Below are 17,692 nucleotides of genomic sequence, written 5' to 3'. Positions count from 1 at the left end.
GCCTAAACCCGATGTTGTCATTATGTTCTGGCTCCCTGGGAGGAGCACTGGATGGCAACAGAAGATAACACAAACGATATCGAGCGCAGCTTTCAGGACATTCCTAACGACAGGAATACTGAAGCCGCGCAAACAGCATTCCTATGGGATTTGGGGTGGCATAGCGGCTCGAGTTGGTCTGATCTGCTAGAATCCAAACGCGTTCTCATTATTTCTGAAGCAGGTGCAGGCAAAACCTATGAGTGCCGAGCTAAACAGCGAACGTTATGGGCTTTGGGGGAACCCGCTTTCTATGTTGAATTGGCCGACCTCGCGCGCTCCAATCTGCGTGATCTTTTCTCGCACGAAGAGGAAGACCGCTTCGATGCCTGGCATGCGTCCCAATCCGACGTGGCGACATTCTTCCTCGATTCCGTCGACGAGTTGAAACTCAGCCTCGGCTCATTTGAGCAGGCCTTGAAACGCTTGGCGAAGGCAGCTGCGGGGCAGTTCGGCCGAATCCGCGTGGTTATCACCTCCCGACCCATCCCCGTCGACGAGCAGCTCTTCCGACAGATACTGCCTGTGCCCGATGAGCCAGAGGAGACTCCGACCAGCAAGGACTTCGCTGATATCGCGATGGCGCGCCGACCGCAGAAATCGACAGTGGAGAAGATTGCACAGGATTGGCGCAACGTTGCCCTGCTACCCCTATCCGACGCCCAAATAAAGCAGATGGCGATCAAGGAAGGTGTGGACGACCCCGATGCATTGCTCGCCGATATCCGGCAGCGCGACGCCGAGGAATTCGTGCGTCGTCCGCAAGACCTAATCGAGCTATGTGCCGATTGGCGAGTTCACCGTCGCATTCGTTCGCATCGTGATCAGGTGGCGAGCAATATCGCCGTGAAGTTGAAGCCGCGGAGTGACCGCCCGGAAAGGGCGGCTTTGTCTGCTGACAAGGCACTGGAAGGTGCCCGTCGCCTCGCTCTGGCTGCCACCCTCAGTCGTAAGCTTACCTTGCGCCATAGCGCGGAAGCTGACCGTCAGGGCGATCCGGCTGACGCGCCGCTCGATCCTTCATTAATCTTACACGAATGGCCGCAGGACGAACGTACGACACTTCTGGAGCGCTCGCTTTTCGGCTTCGCTTCATATGGCCGGGTGCGGTTCCACCATCGATCCGTGATAGAATATCTGGCTGCTGAGCACCTTCTTGCCCTGATCGAGCGAGGGATGTCGTTCCGGTCGGCGAAGCGCGTCCTTTTCACAACGACGGCTCAAGGCGAGGAGGTCGTCAAACCGTCGCTCCGCCCCGTCGCCGCCTGGATGGCGCTGCGCGACGATGCGGTTTTCGAAGAGGTGCTGCGGCGAGAACCAGATGTTCTGCTGAATTTCGGCGACCCTGAATCGCTTTCCGCAGTGAAGCGACAACGAGCCTTGCGCGCGTATGTGGGACGTCATGGCGAAGGCGGCTGGCGTGGACTGCGTGTGCCTAGCATTCAGCTCCATCGTTTCGCGGCGGCTGATCTGGGACCGGAAGTCCAGAGCCTCTGGGAAGGCGGTATCGAAAACTACGAAGTCCGCGAAATGCTGCTAACTTTGATCGGTCTGGGGAAAATGGCCGATTGCGCGGATATTGCTTACGATGTCGCAACCGCCGGAACAGCGCCCGACAGCGAGCGAATTGACGCACTTGAAGCCCTCATCCACTTGGCTGATCCTCGCCTGCCAGCAGTCAGCGCCAGCTTGACCGACGACCCGCCGCTTTGGCCGAACCGCCTTACGCGGGCGGCGCTTTCGCGGCTGTTTCCCGACCACCTTTCCGCAGAGCAGCTATGCAAGACCCTCGCGCGAGTCACGGAAAAGAAGCGCTCGGTCGGTGATATCTCGTGGCATCTCCCGCGTCGGATAGAGCAGGTTAATCTGTCAACCAACAGGCTCGATGCGTTACGTAGTGGACTTACCGAACTGGCAACGGAAGGAATCGCCTATAACGAGAAGAAATGGCCTCCTATTACCAGTAGAAGGCAGTTCCTTTTGCCAGCACTGGTGTCGACTTGCCTCCGCCAGCTCCAGGCTGGAATCGCGACGCCGGAGCTGATGTACTCCATCGCGGTCGCATTACGGCTCGTCGATCGAGAGTACGACCACTCGGAGCTTGTTAAGCAGTTAATGGCGGCTCTCCGCAGCTTGCCACCCGATGCCCGTCGCCTGATGTTCGAGGCCGATGACAAGTTGCTTCAAACCTATAAGCAGCAGACAGACCCCTTTAAAAGATTTGCGCACCTGGCGTATCACGGAGCAATAATTCATCTGGTCGCTGCCGATGCAGGATGGCTGCTTGGATCGCTCGCAGATCGCGACCGACCTGCGGCAGAGCGCGCTATGGTGCTGGAGGCGGCGCTCAGTCTCCGTGGCGACGATGTCGAATGGACCGATCATCTGGCGATGCTAAGGCCGCATGTCTCCGATCTCCCGGAGTCGGTCGAGCGCCTCGACCAACTTGCTAAACCGCGAACCCTCAGCCCCGAAATGCAAAAATGGGAACGCGAGGAGGCTCGGCAGCAGAAGCGTGACGGACGCAGCGAAGCGAAAGCTCATGCGAGTTGGACAAGGTTCTGGGACGAAATCGTCAAGCGTCCCGATATGGTGTTCGCCGCGGACCGGTCCGAAGGCACCGCCTGGAGTCTGTGGCGGGCAATGAGACAAAGTGGCGATGAGAGCCGTGCCTCGGGATGGAACCGGCGTTTTATCGAGCGGCATTTCAACAAGGCTGTTGCTGACCGGCTGCGCCTCGCGGTGATGGCCGTCTGGCGCAACGACCGCCCCACGCTGCGGAGCGAACGGCCGGAAGAACAAAAGGGAACCTTCTTGATCCGGTGGCAGCTCGGCCTCGCTGGGGTCGCCGCCGAGGCCGAGGATCCCCGATGGGCAGATAAACTCAATCAGGACGAGGCCGAGCTGGCCCTGCGATACGTGCCGATTGAGTTGAACGGCTTTCCAGCCTGGCTTGAAGGATTTGCTGGCGTGCATCCCGACGCCGTAGATGCCGTGCTGGGAAAAGAATTGACGTTGGAACTCGACGAACCAGCTATCCAGCATTCCGGGATGTTGCAGGATATCCGGCATTCGGCCTCGTCTGTCGCTCGCTTGTTCGTGCCTCGTCTGCGTGATTGGTTGGAGGCAGGTAAATGGCGGCTCGGGCATGACGAGGACGAGTCTGCGCGTGCGAGCCGGCTCAGACAAGCGGTTCAAATCCTTATACAACATGGCGACGCCGACACCGCTGCCTACGTTCACGCGCTCGCGAAGGCCGAACTGGCAAACGGTGCGAAAGGTACCGTGAGTGGCATATGGTTGCCGGTTCTGATGCGCCTCGACCCAGAGGCCGGCGTCGAAGCGCTCGCGAGGACCATCGAGGCCTTTCCACCTGCGAAGTTCGGTCTGGCAACAGGGTGGTTTAGTTCTCTTTTTGGCGATCCGCACGGTAATGGTGAGACCTATCTGTCCGCCGCTGGCTTTACCCCGGAATTGCTGCTACGGCTCGCGCGCCTTGCTTATCAGTATGTCCGCCCGTCCGATGATATAGAGCGCGAGGGGAGTTTTACACCCAACGCGCGCGACCACTCGGAACGCGGCCGAAGTAACATCGTCCACGCGCTTTTGTCGGCGAAGGGGCCCGAAGGTTGGGCGATCAAACTTAGACTGGCTCACGATCCACTCTTCGCCGATTTCAAGGACCGGGCGTTGGCAATGGCTCGCGAACGCGCGGCAGAGGAGGCGGACGCGGCCACCTTCACTGAGGCCGACATCGTGGCTTTGGACAGATATGACGAACTGCCGCCGCTGACGCGCAGCGAGATGTTTATGCTGATGGTCGATCGGCTAGACGATATGGACGACGCGCTGTTGCGCGACGACTCTCCGCGAGCTGCCTGGGCGCTCATCGAGGACGAGAAAATCATGCGTCAGCAGATTGCCCGCGAGCTGCGCGCCGGTGCCAAAGCTGCCTATACGGTCGATCAGGAGGCGGTGACGGCGGACGAAAAAGAAACCGACATCCGCCTTCGCTCCACTGGCTCAGCGCATGAGGCGATCATCGAGCTAAAGATCGGTGAAAAGAACCGCTCCGCAGCCGGCCTGAAGGCAACGATCAAAGACCAGCTCGTGGTCAAGTATATGGCGGCGGAGAACAGCCGCGCCGGCTGTTTGCTCATCACTGTTAGATCTCCCCGAACATGGCTACATCCAGATACCGGCTCGGCACTAGACTTGGCAGGCCTCATCGCCGTGTTGAATGAAGAAGCTGTCCGAATCGAGCAGGAAATGGGTGGCAGCCTGCGATTGACAGTGCGTGGCCTCGACCTCCAACCTCGCCTGTTGCCCGAACACGCAAAGTCACGTAACCGCCAGCGGAAAGCATCTTCCGAGCTGGAACCTGAAAGCGCAGTCGTAAACTAAGCGGGCAGAGGGCGACCTCTACTTTATCTGGACTGACTCCAGTTGGGGGCCGCGCGGATCGGGATCGGAAAGTTTGCAGGTTAGGCCTCACAGGCCACGCAGGACAAATCGTGGACCTCGGGCGACTGGCGGTCGATATTGACCAACAAACCTCTGAAAGGGATTTTCCGGGCACTAAGTGCGTGCCCGGAGGTTTCATCTACGACAACCCACATGGGAGTACGATGAGTAATCAAGAGCACCCGCTCGTAGCACCACACGTGTCGCACTTCTCACAAGTCCCATTCCGCACCATCGTGAAGTTCTGGCACTCCGAGCACATGTTGCCGGTATAGCCCTGCATGATCGAGCGCTGGCGGCGCTCGGCTTCCCGCTTCTTGGCTTCGGATTTCGCCGTTGCCGCGTCGGCTGCCGCCTTGTCGGAGAACAGGGCTGTCGCGTCGCTGGTGAGTTCCTCGGTTACCTCTTCGGCGATCTCCTCGGCCAGTTCCTTGGCGCGCTCCTCGTAGTCGCGCTTGAAGGCGACGATTTCGGAGGTGGAGACGGCAATCGTCGGCTCCAGCTTGCGAGCAGCGGCGCCGGCAAAGGCGGTCACGGTGCCGGTGGACGTGGCGCGGGCAGGGGCGGCGGTCGCCGCACCCTTGGGTTCGCCTGCCTGGCGTTCGCCGCCGGTGCCGGACACCAGCGTCGGTTTGTAGCCGCGGGTCCAGCCGGTGGAGAGCAGGTTGGTCTTGCCTTCCTGGATGCCCTTGCCAAGTGCCGTATTCGAGAAGTCCGACGTATCGACATGCGCGAGGTCATGGCGGCCGAGATAGGAAACGGCAAGCTCGCGGAAGACATAGTCGAGGATCGAGGTGGCGTTCTTGATCGCGTCATTGCCGATGACCATGCCGGCCGGCTCGAACTTGGTGAAGGTGAAGGCCTCGACATATTCCTCGAGCGGCACGCCATATTGCAGGCCGAGCGAGATGGCGATGGCGAAATTGTTCATCATCGCACGGAAGGCGGCACCTTCCTTGTGCATGTCGATGAAGATCTCGCCGATGCGGCCGTCGCCGAATTCGCCGGTGCGCAGATAGACCTTATGTCCGCCGACGGCGGCCTTCTGGGTATAGCCCTGGCGGCGGTTCGGCAGCTTCTCGCGTTCGCGCGAAACTCGTTCGATCACCCGCTCGATGATCTTCTCGGTGACGGTGACGGCCTGGGCGGCGAGGGGCGCCTGCAGCAGTTCCTCCAGCGCATCCTCGTCGTCTTCGTCTTCGATCAGCGAGGAATTGAGCGGCTGCGACAGCTTCGAGCCGTCGCGATAGAGCGCGTTGGCCTTGAGACCAAGCTTCCACGACAGCATGTAGGCGTTCTTGCAATCCTCGACGGTCGCCTCGTTCGGCATGTTGATCGTCTTGGAAATCGCGCCCGAGATGAACGGCTGGGCCGCCGCCATCATGCGGATGTGGCTTTCCACCGAGAGGTAGCGCTTGCCGATCTTGCCGCAGGGATTGGCGCAATCGAAGACCGGCAGGTGTTCATTCTTGAGGAAGGGCGCGCCTTCCAGCGTCATCGCACCGCAGACATGGATGTTGGCGGCTTCGATGTCCTTCTTCGAGAAGCCGATATGGTCGAGCAGGCTGAAGCTCATGTCGGCGAGCTGTTCGTCGGAAACCTTCAGCGTCTCCTTCAGGAAGTCGGCGCCGAGCGTCCACTGATTGAAGACGAACTTGATGTCGAAGGCGCTCTTCAGCGCGGCGTTGACGGCTTCCACCTTCTCGTCGGTAAAGCCCTTGGCTTTCAGCGTCGACGGATTGACAGCCGGCGCCTGGTTCAGGTTGCCGTGGCCGACGGCATAGGCCTCGATCTCGGCGATCTGGCTTTCCGAATAGCCGAGCGTGCGCAGCGCGTCGGGCACGGCGCGGTTGATGATCTTGAAGTAGCCGCCGCCGGCGAGCTTCTTGAACTTGACGAGAGCGAAGTCGGGCTCGATGCCTGTCGTGTCGCAATCCATGACGAGACCGATCGTGCCGGTGGGCGCGATCACCGAGACCTGGGCATTGCGGTAGCCATGCTGTTCACCGAGCTCGAGCGCTTTGTCCCAGGCCGATTTGGCGTGAGCGACGAGATCCTGGTCCGGGTTTTCCGAATGGATCAGCGCGACCGGGTTGATCGACAGCGCTTCATAGCCGGAGCTCTCGCCATGCGCCGCACGGCGATGGTTGCGAATGACCTTGAGCATGCTCTCGCGGTTCGGCGCGAAGTTCGGGAACGGCCCGAGCTCGGCGGCCATTTCGGCCGAGGTCGCATAGCAGATGCCAGTCATGATCGCGGTGAGCGACCCTGCGATAGCGCGGGCCTCAGTGGAGTCGTAGGGAATGCCCGACGACATCAGCAGGCCGCCGATATTGGCGTAGCCGAGGCCGAGCGTGCGGTATTCGTAGGAGAGTTCGGCAATGCGCTTCGACGGGAACTGCGCCATCATCACCGAGACTTCGAGCACGACGGTCCACAGGCGAACCGCATGTTCGTAATCGGCGATGTTGATGCGCTTGGTGGCCTTGTCCTTGAACTGCAGCAGGTTCAGCGAGGCAAGGTTGCAGGCCGTGTCGTCGAGGAACATGTATTCCGAGCACGGGTTCGAGCCGCGGATCGGGCCGCCGGCCGGCGAGGTGTGCCAGTCGTTCATCGTCGTGTTGAAGTGGATGCCGGGATCGGCCGAAGCCCATGCAGCATAGGAAATCGTTTCCCAGAGATCGCGGGCCTTGAGCGTCTTCATCACTCGGCCGTCCTTGCGGGCGGTCAGGTTCCATTCGCCATCATTCTCGACGGCGCGCAGGAAATCGTCCTTGATCGAGACGGAGTTGTTGGAGTTCTGGCCGGATACCGTCAGGTAGGCTTCTGAATCCCAATCCGTGTCGTAGGTCTTGAATTGGAGATCCTTGTAGCCCTGGCGGGCGAACTGGATGACGCGCTGGACATAGTTCTCGGGAACCTGGTCCTTCTTGGCGGCACGAATTTCGCGCTTCAGGGCAGGGTTCTTGTTGGGATCGTAGCAATCGCCGTTGTCGCCGCCTTCGCAGTTGAAGCAGGCCTTCATGATCGCCTTTAGATGCTTGGCGACGACCTTGGAGCCGGTCACGAGAGCTGCGACCTTCTGCTCTTCCTTGACCTTCCAGTTGATATATTCCTCGATATCCGGATGGTCGATGTCGACGACCACCATCTTGGCGGCGCGGCGCGTCGTGCCGCCCGATTTGATGGCGCCGGCGGCGCGGTCGCCGATCTTCAGGAAGCTCATCAGGCCGGAGGAGCGGCCGCCGCCGGAAAGCTTTTCGCCTTCGCCGCGCAGCATCGAGAAATTGGAGCCGGTGCCGGAGCCGTATTTGAACAGGCGCGCCTCACGCACCCAGAGATCCATGATGCCGCCTTCGTTGACGAGATCGTCCTCGACAGACTGGATGAAGCAGGCATGCGGCTGCGGGTGTTCGTAGGCCGACTTGGATTTGGTCAGCTTGCCGGTGAAGGGATCGACATAGAAATGGCCCTGGCCGGGGCCGTCGATGCCATAGGCCCAGTGCAGGCCGGTGTTGAACCACTGCGGCGAGTTCGGGGCAACGCGCTGGGTGGCGAGCATATAGGCAAGCTCGTCCTTGAAGGCCGAGGCATCTTCCTCGGAGGAGAAATAGCCGCCCTTCCAGCCCCAATAGGTCCAGGTGCCGGCAAGACGATCGAAGACCTGGCGCGCATCGATTTCGGAGCCGGTCTGCTCATCCTTGGACAGGGTCTTCAGCGCAGCATCGTCGGGAACGGAGCGCCACAGGAAGGAAGGAACATCGTTTTCCTCGACCTTCTTCAGCCGGGTGGGAACGCCGGCCTTGCGGAAATACTTCTGCGCCAGAACGTCGGTCGCGACCTGGGAGAACTGCGCGGGAACGTCGATATTCTCGAGGCGGAACACGATCGAACCGTCGGGGTTCTTGATCTCGCTCGTCGCCTTGCGGAATTCGATATCCGCATAGGCGCCTTGGCCGGCCTTCGTGAAACGACGTTCGATGCGCATGGTCTTGACCTCGTGTTGGCGCCCGGTCCCCGCGACCTCGGCGCAAAATTCCTATCCGGCGGCACTTTGTCGTCGTGCAGCCAGTCTCGTTTCCGTATCGTGACAGGGGTGTCATCCGGAGATGATCTTCCTGTATCTTGTGGTGATGGTGGCTGCAAACACTAAATATAGTATTAACAGCTTATTATCGCCAGCCCCGATGTCACTTTTTTTGGAGGCTGAAAACCGCGCAAAAATCCTGTCGGGCCTGAACCGTTCTCGGTCCATCGCCCTGATTCCGCGTCCTAATTTTCAAAAGGGAACCGGGCTCGTTACCTCCGGTCCTGTCGCCGCCGCAACATCAGGAATAGTAAAGTTTGAAACAGCTGATTCCGTCAAGGGCTGGCTTTTAATTGATTGCTAACCACAACATGTTGTGGATGCGCCTGTGGAGATTGGGGAAAGCCGGGGAGCGCTGAAATTACAATGGCTTGCAGGCGTTGCCGGCTAAGGAAAAGGTCTGAACGGCAAAAAAGCGTCTTGCGGCAAATCTTGTGATGGCATTTCCGGCCCAAATGCGCATGGCGATTCGCCGGTGCAATCAGCGCTTTAAAGCGCATCGATGGCGATGGTGACGATGGCGACGCCAATCGGCCTGTTCTCTTCGTCCATCACGACGAAGCTCGCCTGCGTTTCCAGATTCTGGGTGGAGTCGTTGCGTTCGGCCCGGTCGATGAAGATCTCCCGGGAGCTGTTGGCGAAGGTTCTGAGATATTTCTCCTCGTCGCCCTGCCAGTAGTCTGCGGTGATGGTGCTCTGCCCGACATTCAGCCCATGCGAGTCGGTGACGAAAAATTCGAGGATCACCCCTTGCGAGGCGTCTTGCCTGGCTTTCAGGTAGTGAGAAACGGATTTGTCGAGCAGCAGCTTGACCATATGCAGGTGGTGCTGATCGACCTCCGACCGGTAGGTCTCGTCGAGCACCCGCATATCCATTTCGCTGACATCGCCGAATTTCGCGTTCTGCTCGACAATGGCATTCAGCACCAATGGTGTCTCCACTATCGGTCGGACATGCTTCTCGACGTAGTCGCGCACGAGGGGAACGTAGGCAGGTTCAGCCCGAACAGGCGCCAGCGGAAGCAGAAAGGCCGCCAGCCCGACGGCCACAACCGCTCTTATATGCCCCCACCGCGCCATCTTGTTTCCTTGTACCGTATCGACCGTTGCACGCTTTAAGCGCAATTGACACGATTCGCACGCCCTAGCACCGCGCGTCATTTCGAGAGCCGCAAAGGACGCTGTAATATTTTGAATTGCTGCATAATTTCATCCTTGAATCGATTCCGATTGAAGGAATTAGACAGCAGTCTATGAGTAAAAGATAAAATAGATGTGCAGATCCCGATAGCGGATTCAGCAAACCTCGCCGACAAAATCTGGAACAATTTCAAGTGGTAAATACGAGGGGTGCGCGCCGTGATCGGTGGCGATCAGCCTGCACCCTTGGCGATCGGCTCCTGATAGGTGAAGCCCATGTCCCAGGGGAAGTAGATCCAGGTATCCTGGCTGACCTCGGTGATGAAAGTGTCGACGGTCGGCACGCCCTTCGGCTTGGCGTAGACGCAGGCGAAATGTGCCTTCGGCAGCATGGTGCGCACCTGTGCGGCGGTCTTGCCGGTATCGGTCAGATCGTCGACGACCAGCACGGTTTCGCCGCCATTCTCCATGAGTTCGGGCGCGATTCCCTTGAGCAGCACCATGTCGCCCTGGTTCACATAGTCATGATAGGAAGCGACGCAGACGGTCTCGATCAGCCGGATGTTCAGCTCGCGCGAGATGATCGCGGCCGGAACGAGGCCGCCGCGGGTGATGCAGACGATCGCCTTGAACGTCTGATTCAAGCCGGCAAGCCGCCAGGCAAGGGCGCGCGCATCGCGGTGGAACTGATCCCAGGAAACGGGAAAGGCTTTATCGGGAAGGGACATTGGGCTGCTCCGCGGCATGAAAAAACGACACGCCGTTTGCCGGCGACCGGATGGGCTTGAAGCGGCGATTGGCAAAACGCAAATCGCGCAGCCGGAACTGCGCGAGATGGGGCCGAGGCTCGAAGCTGTCATCGGTCGCCGCAATTAGCGGGATTTGCCGGCAAAAGGCAAGAGCAGCCAATCAACGCGATAACAGGGTCAGCGCCGTCATCGATTGCAGCAGGGTCTTCGTCGTGCCGCCGAAGATCATCTGCCAGAGCCAGGAATGCGTATAGGCGCCCATGACGAGAAGATCGATGCTGCTGTCCGAAAGCCGGTTCTCGATGACATGCGATGCGCTCTTATCCACACTCTGGGCCGTCGAAAGCGTCGCCTTCACGCCATGACGTGCCAGCGTCGCGGCGATGTCGGCGCCAGCGGTCAGCGGCGATTGCAGCGCCGTGTCGGCCGGATCGACCGAAAAGATCTCCACCTCGTCGGCGGCTTTGAGGATCGGCAGTGCGTCGAAGGTCGCGCGCGCCGCCTCTTTCGATCCGTTCCAGGCGATCAGCACGCGCTTGATCGGCTTCGGCTGGCGGATGATATAGGGGATCATCAGCACCGGCCGGCCGGTTTCGAAAAGGAAACTGTCGACGTCGACGTGGCTGTCGGAAGGTTTGGCCGGGTCGGCCTGCGAGGCGATCAGGAGATCGGCGCTGCGCGCACTTTCGATCAGCGGGGCGGAGCCGTATCCGGTTGATGTGGCAAAGCTGCGCCATTCGAAGGAGGCGCCAGCCGCCTCCGCTTTCGCCCTGAAGATGCGCTCCACGGCAATCGTTTCGCTATGCGCCATATCCTGCAGCGCCTGCACGGCAACGGGATCGGGGATTTCCATCGGCGCGACCAACGGCACGGCGGAAATGATTTCGGCATGCAAGCCGATCACATGGGCGCCGCTTTCAGCGGCGATGGCAAAGGCGAAATCGGCAACCGCAGAACTATTGTCGGATGTATCGAGAATGGCGAGAATGGTTTTGTAAGACATATCAATTCTCCTTGCGCTGAAATGGCTTGCGCGAGGGAAGGAATGCGCCGGACCGTTCGCCTGTTCCTTGATCGGGATCAAGGATGGCCTTGAGTTCCGGCGTTGCCCTCAAGCCTCGGCGGAATGGTTTTCGGCGATGTCCTTCCTTTGGCGGATGGCGTCGATCATCGCCTGCACCTCGGCGCCGGCTGCATCGATTGCCGCCTGCGAGCGGCCGCGCACGACGATCTCGGTCGAAAATTTCTGGCCAATATAGCGCGGGTAGGAACCGATGCTGGTGTCCGGATGTGCCTTCTGGATGGCGGTCAAGGGCGTGCCGATCTCGCCTTCGCCGTAAGGGCAGGCGATAGCGAGCGAAAGCACCGGCGTGCCTGTTCGAAGCATCGGCAGCACATTGTCGACCATCGCCTGGAACACCTGCGGCACGCCGGCCATGACATGGACATTGCCGATGATGAAGCCAGGAGCCGTCGAGACCGGATTGGCAATATGGACGGCCCCGCGTGGCATGCGCGCCATGCGCTGGCGCGCCTCGGTGAATTCCATCTCGCGGCGGCGGTACATCTCGGCAAGCAGCGTCATTGCTGTTTCGTCGTATTCGCAGGGCACGCCGAAAGCCTTGGAGATAGCATCGGCGGTGATGTCGTCATGCGTCGGCCCGATGCCGCCCGAGGTGAAGACGTAATCATATTTGCCGCGAAGCGCGTTCAACGCCTCGACGATCGCGTCCTCGTCGTCGGCGACGATGCGCACTTCCTTGAGGTCGATGCCGGAAAGCGTCAGCAAATCGGCGAGGTGGCCGATATTTTTATCCTTGGTGCGGCCGGAGAGAAGTTCGTCGCCGATGGCGAGCATGGCGGCGGTGACGACGATGTCTTGGCTCATGAGATGTTCCGTGATCTGAGGCTGGTGAATAGGTAGCGCCGTTCGCTCGCTTTGCAAACACCAGAGCATGATGCCGAAAAGTGCAGGCGATTTTCGGACGACATCATGCGCTAACTCCTTAATTCGGGCGATGCGTCATTTTTGCCGAAATGAAAATCGCAAGCGAATTTTCGTCTCCGGGTGGTGAACACTGAGTTCTTGAGGGCAGGGCTGTGTTCGCCCAGACGCGCTGATAGAAATCGCGTCGGGCACGAAATTCAACCCGATGTTTCAAGGAAGATAGAAGATGGCGAAGGTTCTCGTCCTTTATTATTCGGCTTATGGCCATATCGAAACCATGGCCTATGCGGTCGCCGAAGGCGCGAAGTCGGCCGGTGCCGAGGTCACTGTCAAGCGCGTTCCGGAACTGGTTCCGGAAGACGTCGCCAAGGCTTCCTATTACAAGGTCGACCAAGCCGCTCCGATTGCCACCGTCGACGAACTGGCGGACTATGACGCGATCATCGTCGGCGCCGGCACCCGCTTCGGCACGGTCGCCTCGCAGATGCGCAATTTCTGGGATCAGACGGGCGGCCTCTGGTTCGCGGGCAAACTCGTCGGCAAGCTCGGTTCGGTCTTCACCTCTTCGGCCACCCAGCACGGCGGCCAGGAATCGACCATCCTCGGCTTCATCCCGACCTTCCTGCACCAGGGCATGGTCGTTGCCGGCCTGCCTTATGCCTTCCAGGGCCAGATGGGCACCGAGGAAGTCAAGGGCGGCTCGCCCTACGGCGCCTCCACCATCACTAACGGCGACGGCTCGCGCCAGCCTTCCGAGATCGAGCTGGAAGGCGCGAAATACCAGGGCGCCCACGTTGCCAAGCTTGCTGCCAAGCTCGCCTGATCTTTGACGCTGGAATGATAAAGGCGCGGCGGGCATGGGGCTCGCCGCGCCTTTTCTGTTTTTTCCCACGACAGTCTGGGCAGCCTTCATCGGCGAGGGCTTTCGGGAGGGAATGCCTCGCCGATCATTCGTCGGTGCTGCCGGCAAAACAGGCATGATTTTTACGCCTCGCGGCTCTTCCCATCGCCCATGACGCAAGATATTGAAAATGCCGCAAGCGGGCGTGGCGAAACTGGTAGACGCAAGGGACTTAAAATCCCTTAGAAATCCTTGAGTTGTCGGATTTTCCGTTGCAAAACATGCGCGATTTTACGACTGAAAACGATGGAACAAAACGAGATTTGCAAAACATTTTACCGCTTCTTTTTGCTGTTGAAGGCACGGACGACCTTGCTTTCATTCTCGACGTGCCGGGTATAATGAGCGCCCATCCGCTCTGACCGGTCACCAAGCGCAGCGGCGACATCGCCGATCTCCACGCCGGACCGTCTGAGGTCGGCAGCATAGGTCGTTCTCAGACCGTGCAGAGTGGTCCCCGCGCCAATCTTCCCCTCCCGCTCCAGATCGCGCAGATAGTGGCTGACCGCCGTCTGCATCTGCTTCTCGTCTTCCCACGGCGTGCCGTCCTGGCGCGTGCAGATCTCCAAAGCAGTCTTGTCCAGCTTGTCGATATATTCCTGCAGTTCCTCGACGGCGGGCACCATCGTGTTTTCCTGATTCTTCCTCGCCACTTTGCGGAAGCATTTCCATCCGTGCTGCGGGTGAGGGGCGTAGTCAGGCCAGCGGAGCTTGACGAGCGTCTGCCCGCGGTAGCCGGCGTGTCTCGCAATGATCATCGGGGTGAGGAGGTATCGAGGCGCATTGTCGCGCACGTATGCCCATTCCTGAGCGAACCATTCTCGATTGGCGTTAGGATCTGACGTGTGGGCCTTGTCGAGCCCCTTGGCGGGATTGGTGCGCATCTTCCGGCGCTTGACGGCCTGGCTGAACATCGAGGAGAGGGCGGCGACCATCTGGTCAGCGAAGCGCGGCCACTTCTCTTTCGCGCACCGATCGCGGATATCGTAGATATCGGCCTGCTCTATGTCGTCGAGGGGGTAATCAAACTCAGGACGCAGCCAGCCGAAGGCGTCGGTATAGTCCTTCTTCGTGGCATCGGCGAGCGTCTGGTATTTCGGGCAATCGTTTTCGAACCAGTAGACGAGGGCTCCGAGCGTGCCGTCGGCATATGTCCGCTTTTCCGTCAACTTCCGGCGGCCGTTGTAGGCGCCGATGAAGTCGGGCATCGCCATGCGCTTTTCGAGGTCGGCTCGAGTTCCATCGAAGCCGCCGATCAATTTCTCCTTCGTGGCGCGCACATAGACGTACCACTTCCCGCGCGCCTTGATGACGTTAAGCCCTTCCAGCTTCACTTTGACCACCATAGAGCCGCTCCCCGAATTTCCGCTTCGGGGCGGCATCCTGCTTGTTTGGATCGAGAGACGCCAGCCATTCGTCGAGGCGCTGGCGAAGATATCTTTCGCCCCTTGTGGATTCCGTGAACTTCAGCGGGCGGACGGGGCAAACCTTCTTGAAGGTCTCGACACAGACGCCGCAATATGCAGCGGCGGATTTCTGGTCCATGGCGGCCGGCCAATATGGGATGTCTGGCGTCACCTACCCCTCCTTCTCTGGGATAAGCGCGTGAAGAGCACCACACCCACATTCCCCGGCATCAACGCAGTCTCCGACGCCAAACTCGTCGGGTCGGTGATTGCACGGGCGTGGACAGAACTTATCTCGTAGCGCCTTCTCCAGTTCCGCTATCCTGCGGTCTTGGGTATCGATGTGGGCCTGAAGTGTGCCGACTGCCCTGAGGTATCCAAGAGCTTCCGTCTCCTTGACCGCCAGTTCCGTACGGAGGGCGGCAATGGCATTGGAGCCTTCAGCGCAATCGGCCGGCAATGTCGGCATATTCCGCGGCGGCCGGCGTTTTGCTCCCCACCATTTGAGGCCTTCCACGATATCACTTGCCATCTGCGCCTCCCAAGAGAGCGAGGGCGGGCTGGATGGAAGGCGTGGAACCTAGGCTCTCTCTCGGCAGTTCGTCGTCTCGAGAAGAATTCAATTCGGGAGTGATCTCATGGAAGATGGAAACCAGGGGCCGGGCTGGTGGTTCGCTTGGGTCGGGCGTCTTAACACCAACATCGGAATGCTCCGTTTTCTCAGCGTGCCCATCTGCTTCATCGTGGTTTTCGGCACGATCATGTGGACTATCCTGCCCTGACTTTTGCGTCTGGGGCGCTGGTGTGTCTACGGCGAGAGCGGCATTCCAGTAATGCCAGCCCGCATTGATCATCTCGTCCTGATAGCCATCGTCACAACGGACAAGGCATTCGGTGCGGATCTCAATTTCCAGAAAGCCGCTTTCTTTCATTCGGTCGACGACGGCAGATTCGAACAGTGCTCTCTGATCGCTCATCTCATTGTCCTTTCTGCTGGTCGGAGGGCGCGAAGAGCGCTCGATATCCCGGCATGATCTTGGTTGCGGTCTTCTCGGCGCGAGCGGCTTTGTGGAAGCCGGCGGACTTGATCTTCTGCTTGGGAGCCTTCAGGCCGAGGTATCGACCTTCGACCCGTTTCGCCTTAGCTATTACGCCGACATCCTCGACCGTCTTCGGCTTATGGCAGCATTCGACGCCGAGGAGCTTTCCGTCGTCAGCCGTCAGCTTGCGGGACTTGTCGACCTGCAGGGCGTCGGGGATGGTGTGGTCGACGTGATAGGGCTTGGCGCCAAGCACCAGGCCGCAGCCTTCGCAGCAAATACCGTGCTTCGGGTGAAGGGCGCGCTTTACGATCTGGGCGTAAACCGCCTTCGTGAACTCTCTCCGGCTCATGCTCGCCTCCCGAACCAGGGCATGAATTTGCCGATGATCGATTTGCGGGTCGGCCGCTTTGCCGCCTCGACTGCTTCAAGCTCTCGCTTGAGCTGCTCGACGACAGCGTTGCGGCGATCGATGAAGGCGATGGTGCTGGGCCGGGCGCTGGGATGCCTGCGAAGGTACTCGGCTGCGGTTCTCATGCCTGCCACTCCCATTGATGGAGATAACCGACAAATTCGCCGGCGCCGTAGCGCTGCTGAAACCACGCGAGCATCGCCGCGTAATCCTCGAAGCCATCGAGGCGGGCGAACTCGTCACGGTTCCGGGGAAGTCCATCGACGTTCCCCAAGGTGATGCCGCTGGCGCGGATGGCGATGTAGGTGACGCGGGTGCAAACTGGATCGTCGGCCGTCAGCTTGCGGCACTCAGGCGTGCGCTGTCCGGTGTAAAGCTGGATGCGGTCGCCGACTTTAGCTCGGCGCGTCTGGCGGATGGTCTGCTTCTTTTCCCGGCGCTCGACCGGACCGGCAAACTCAGGTGCGAAGTTGAAGGCGACCATTATGCTGCTCTCCTTGCCAAGGTAAAGGGAAGTCGACCGGACAGAACCCACATGTGATACATGTCGGCTTCGTCGACGAGTTCGGCCGCCGGCGGCATGACCTGGACGGCCGTGGCCTCTTCCCCGCAGATTTCGTTTTTGATGCGCTGCATGTCGCGCCACGGCGGCTCAAGCTGCGAGGCGGTGCGGATGGCGAGGTGGATTACCTCGTTGCCCTGCTCGTCGACGAGCGGCCGAACCAGGACGACATAGAGATTGTTCGCCTGGGCGCGCCGGACTTGCTTGTTCCAGCCCTTGCCGCCTGGGATGCCGTCGGGCAGATCGGTGATGCGCCAGAGGCCCCAATCACCTTTCAGGCCCCGGCGTTCGAAAGAGCGGGCGGCGCGGCGTTGCTGACGGGTGCTCATAGCGCGGCCCTTGCTTCAGCAAGGCACTTCGCCCACATTTCACCCGGGATCAGGTCAACGTACATTTCGCGCCCGAGAATTTCCCGAACGTCAGCCTCGTGGCAGTCGTTGTCGACCATGATATCGGTGAGCTGTTCCTCGACCTCATCATTCCAGCCGAGTTCAAGCTTGTCAGCTAGCGTGATGCACTCCTCGCAAACGGCTTGGAAGCTGATGACGACGGCACCGTCAGGCTCGTAGCATTCGCTGTTGCAGCGATCACAGGAAGCGCCGAGTCCGGCCTTGATCCAGTGATAGGGCTTGACCTCATCCGGCTGAAGGCCATCCATGCTCTTGGCCCGTTCGACGTCCATTTCCATGGACTTGAGCTCCTTATCGAGCTCCTCGTCGGTCATGGTCATCGTGAGCGCGATTTCTTCGTCGTTGCCGTGACCATGGTATTCAAGAAGCTGGCGGATGACGTCTCGCTTGGTCGCCCCGTTGAAGGGGTGCCAGTCGAATTCGCCATAGTGGCCGCCTACCCATATCGTGGTTGCTGGCTTCGCCACCTCAACGGCGGCGACAGGTGCTGGCATCGCCAACTCCGGGAGTGCTGGCAGGACAGCGACAGCGGAA

Annotated in this window: 17 protein-coding genes; 3 read left to right on the top strand and 14 right to left on the bottom strand. The window is 59.8% G+C overall.

Going from position 1 to position 17,692, the window contains the following annotated elements; genetic code table 11:
- Positions 1-51: 51 nt before the first annotated feature.
- Entirely contained in the window at positions 52-4,443 is a 4,392-nt protein-coding gene (locus G9X67_RS14980) for an ATP-binding protein (RefSeq protein WP_171599024.1), read from the top strand.
- Between the two features lie 232 nt (positions 4,444-4,675).
- On the opposite strand, the gene G9X67_RS14975 is transcribed toward G9X67_RS14980, so the two are convergent.
- On the bottom strand, positions 4,676-8,491 hold the full coding sequence (locus G9X67_RS14975) for a vitamin B12-dependent ribonucleotide reductase (protein ID WP_171599023.1): 3,816 nt from the start codon (positions 8,489-8,491) through the stop codon (positions 4,676-4,678).
- Positions 8,492-8,612: 121 nt separating this feature from the next.
- Between G9X67_RS14975 and G9X67_RS14970 the strand changes: the two genes are divergently transcribed.
- Positions 8,613-8,894, top strand: a complete 282-nt coding sequence (locus tag G9X67_RS14970; protein ID WP_155257504.1) for a hypothetical protein — start codon at positions 8,613-8,615, stop codon at positions 8,892-8,894.
- A 185-nt stretch (positions 8,895-9,079) separates the two neighbouring features.
- Here the strand turns inward: G9X67_RS14970 and G9X67_RS14965 are convergent, their stop codons facing one another.
- From G9X67_RS14965 to G9X67_RS14950, 4 genes are all read right to left on the bottom strand, one after another.
- Positions 9,080-9,670 (bottom strand): hypothetical protein, encoded by a 591-nt coding sequence (locus G9X67_RS14965; protein WP_171599022.1) that lies wholly within the window; start codon positions 9,668-9,670, stop codon positions 9,080-9,082.
- Positions 9,671-9,963: 293 nt separating this feature from the next.
- Positions 9,964-10,458, bottom strand: a complete 495-nt coding sequence (gene gpt / locus G9X67_RS14960) for a xanthine phosphoribosyltransferase (RefSeq protein ID WP_138329947.1) — start codon at positions 10,456-10,458, stop codon at positions 9,964-9,966.
- Positions 10,459-10,639: 181 nt separating this feature from the next.
- A complete protein-coding gene (locus G9X67_RS14955) occupies positions 10,640-11,482 on the bottom strand; it encodes a universal stress protein (RefSeq protein ID WP_171599021.1) in 843 nt (280 codons plus the stop codon).
- A gap of 108 nt (positions 11,483-11,590) precedes the next feature.
- Positions 11,591-12,367: a competence/damage-inducible protein A gene (locus G9X67_RS14950; RefSeq protein ID WP_138329943.1), complete on the bottom strand. Its 777-nt coding sequence runs from the start codon at positions 12,365-12,367 to the stop codon at positions 11,591-11,593.
- A gap of 286 nt (positions 12,368-12,653) precedes the next feature.
- On the opposite strand from G9X67_RS14950, the gene wrbA reads away from it, so the two are divergent.
- On the top strand, positions 12,654-13,250 hold the full coding sequence (gene wrbA / locus G9X67_RS14945; protein ID WP_003538774.1) for an NAD(P)H:quinone oxidoreductase type IV: 597 nt from the start codon (positions 12,654-12,656) through the stop codon (positions 13,248-13,250).
- A gap of 353 nt (positions 13,251-13,603) precedes the next feature.
- On the opposite strand, the gene G9X67_RS14940 is transcribed toward wrbA, so the two are convergent.
- Genes G9X67_RS14940 through G9X67_RS14900 form a run of 9 tightly spaced genes read right to left on the bottom strand, consistent with a single transcriptional unit; the run spans position 13,604 to position 17,652 of the window.
- Positions 13,604-14,674, bottom strand: a complete 1,071-nt coding sequence (locus G9X67_RS14940) for a tyrosine-type recombinase/integrase (RefSeq protein WP_171599020.1) — start codon at positions 14,672-14,674, stop codon at positions 13,604-13,606.
- Positions 14,643-14,906, bottom strand: coding sequence for a hypothetical protein (locus G9X67_RS14935; RefSeq protein WP_348649118.1), 264 nt, complete (start codon positions 14,904-14,906; stop codon positions 14,643-14,645). The genes G9X67_RS14940 and G9X67_RS14935 overlap by 32 nt, the downstream gene beginning before the upstream one ends.
- Positions 14,907-15,266 carry a hypothetical protein gene (locus tag G9X67_RS14930; RefSeq protein ID WP_171599019.1) on the bottom strand — a complete coding sequence of 120 codons (360 nt, stop codon included), beginning with the start codon at positions 15,264-15,266 and terminating at the stop codon, positions 14,907-14,909.
- Positions 15,256-15,711: a hypothetical protein gene (locus G9X67_RS14925; protein ID WP_171599018.1), complete on the bottom strand. Its 456-nt coding sequence runs from the start codon at positions 15,709-15,711 to the stop codon at positions 15,256-15,258. The genes G9X67_RS14930 and G9X67_RS14925 overlap by 11 nt, the downstream gene beginning before the upstream one ends.
- Before the next feature lies 1 nt (position 15,712).
- The gene (locus G9X67_RS14920; protein ID WP_171599017.1) at positions 15,713-16,126 is read right to left on the bottom strand and encodes a hypothetical protein; all 414 of its coding nucleotides are present in this window, start codon (positions 16,124-16,126) and stop codon (positions 15,713-15,715) included.
- The gene (locus tag G9X67_RS14915; protein ID WP_171599016.1) at positions 16,123-16,311 is read right to left on the bottom strand and encodes a hypothetical protein; all 189 of its coding nucleotides are present in this window, start codon (positions 16,309-16,311) and stop codon (positions 16,123-16,125) included. Before G9X67_RS14915 ends, G9X67_RS14920 begins: the two co-directional genes overlap by 4 nt.
- Entirely contained in the window at positions 16,308-16,670 is a 363-nt protein-coding gene (locus tag G9X67_RS14910) for an ASCH domain-containing protein (RefSeq protein ID WP_171599015.1), read from the bottom strand. The genes G9X67_RS14915 and G9X67_RS14910 overlap by 4 nt, the downstream gene beginning before the upstream one ends.
- Positions 16,670-17,077: a hypothetical protein gene (locus G9X67_RS14905; protein ID WP_171599014.1), complete on the bottom strand. Its 408-nt coding sequence runs from the start codon at positions 17,075-17,077 to the stop codon at positions 16,670-16,672. Before G9X67_RS14905 ends, G9X67_RS14910 begins: the two co-directional genes overlap by 1 nt.
- Positions 17,074-17,652 (bottom strand): hypothetical protein, encoded by a 579-nt coding sequence (locus tag G9X67_RS14900; RefSeq protein WP_171599013.1) that lies wholly within the window; start codon positions 17,650-17,652, stop codon positions 17,074-17,076. Before G9X67_RS14900 ends, G9X67_RS14905 begins: the two co-directional genes overlap by 4 nt.
- Between the last annotated feature and the right edge of the window lie 40 nt (positions 17,653-17,692).

This window comes from Rhizobium sp. WYCCWR 11152, assembly GCF_013087615.1.
Taxonomy (GTDB): Bacteria; Pseudomonadota; Alphaproteobacteria; order Rhizobiales; family Rhizobiaceae; genus Rhizobium; species Rhizobium indicum.
Note: the sequence above shows the minus strand (reverse complement) of the source record. Positions and strands in the feature narration are given on the sequence as shown.

What these genes read in the sequence shown, in the direction of transcription:
- G9X67_RS14980 (WP_171599024.1), top strand. Translation starts at nt 52, where the DNA reads ATGGCAACAGAAGATAACACAAACGATATCGAGCGCAGCTTTCAGGAC.
- G9X67_RS14975 (WP_171599023.1), bottom strand. Translation starts at nt 8,491, where the DNA reads ATGCGCATCGAACGTCGTTTCACGAAGGCCGGCCAAGGCGCCTATGCG.
- G9X67_RS14970 (WP_155257504.1), top strand. Translation starts at nt 8,613, where the DNA reads ATGATCTTCCTGTATCTTGTGGTGATGGTGGCTGCAAACACTAAATAT.
- G9X67_RS14965 (WP_171599022.1), bottom strand. Translation starts at nt 9,670, where the DNA reads ATGGCGCGGTGGGGGCATATAAGAGCGGTTGTGGCCGTCGGGCTGGCG.
- gpt (WP_138329947.1), bottom strand. Translation starts at nt 10,458, where the DNA reads ATGTCCCTTCCCGATAAAGCCTTTCCCGTTTCCTGGGATCAGTTCCAC.
- G9X67_RS14955 (WP_171599021.1), bottom strand. Translation starts at nt 11,482, where the DNA reads ATGTCTTACAAAACCATTCTCGCCATTCTCGATACATCCGACAATAGT.
- G9X67_RS14950 (WP_138329943.1), bottom strand. Translation starts at nt 12,367, where the DNA reads ATGAGCCAAGACATCGTCGTCACCGCCGCCATGCTCGCCATCGGCGAC.
- wrbA (WP_003538774.1), top strand. Translation starts at nt 12,654, where the DNA reads ATGGCGAAGGTTCTCGTCCTTTATTATTCGGCTTATGGCCATATCGAA.
- G9X67_RS14940 (WP_171599020.1), bottom strand. Translation starts at nt 14,674, where the DNA reads ATGGTGGTCAAAGTGAAGCTGGAAGGGCTTAACGTCATCAAGGCGCGC.
- G9X67_RS14930 (WP_171599019.1), bottom strand. Translation starts at nt 15,266, where the DNA reads ATGGCAAGTGATATCGTGGAAGGCCTCAAATGGTGGGGAGCAAAACGC.
- G9X67_RS14925 (WP_171599018.1), bottom strand. Translation starts at nt 15,711, where the DNA reads ATGAGCGATCAGAGAGCACTGTTCGAATCTGCCGTCGTCGACCGAATG.
- G9X67_RS14920 (WP_171599017.1), bottom strand. Translation starts at nt 16,126, where the DNA reads ATGAGCCGGAGAGAGTTCACGAAGGCGGTTTACGCCCAGATCGTAAAG.
- G9X67_RS14915 (WP_171599016.1), bottom strand. Translation starts at nt 16,311, where the DNA reads ATGAGAACCGCAGCCGAGTACCTTCGCAGGCATCCCAGCGCCCGGCCC.
- G9X67_RS14910 (WP_171599015.1), bottom strand. Translation starts at nt 16,670, where the DNA reads ATGGTCGCCTTCAACTTCGCACCTGAGTTTGCCGGTCCGGTCGAGCGC.
- G9X67_RS14905 (WP_171599014.1), bottom strand. Translation starts at nt 17,077, where the DNA reads ATGAGCACCCGTCAGCAACGCCGCGCCGCCCGCTCTTTCGAACGCCGG.
- G9X67_RS14900 (WP_171599013.1), bottom strand. Translation starts at nt 17,652, where the DNA reads ATGCCAGCACCTGTCGCCGCCGTTGAGGTGGCGAAGCCAGCAACCACG.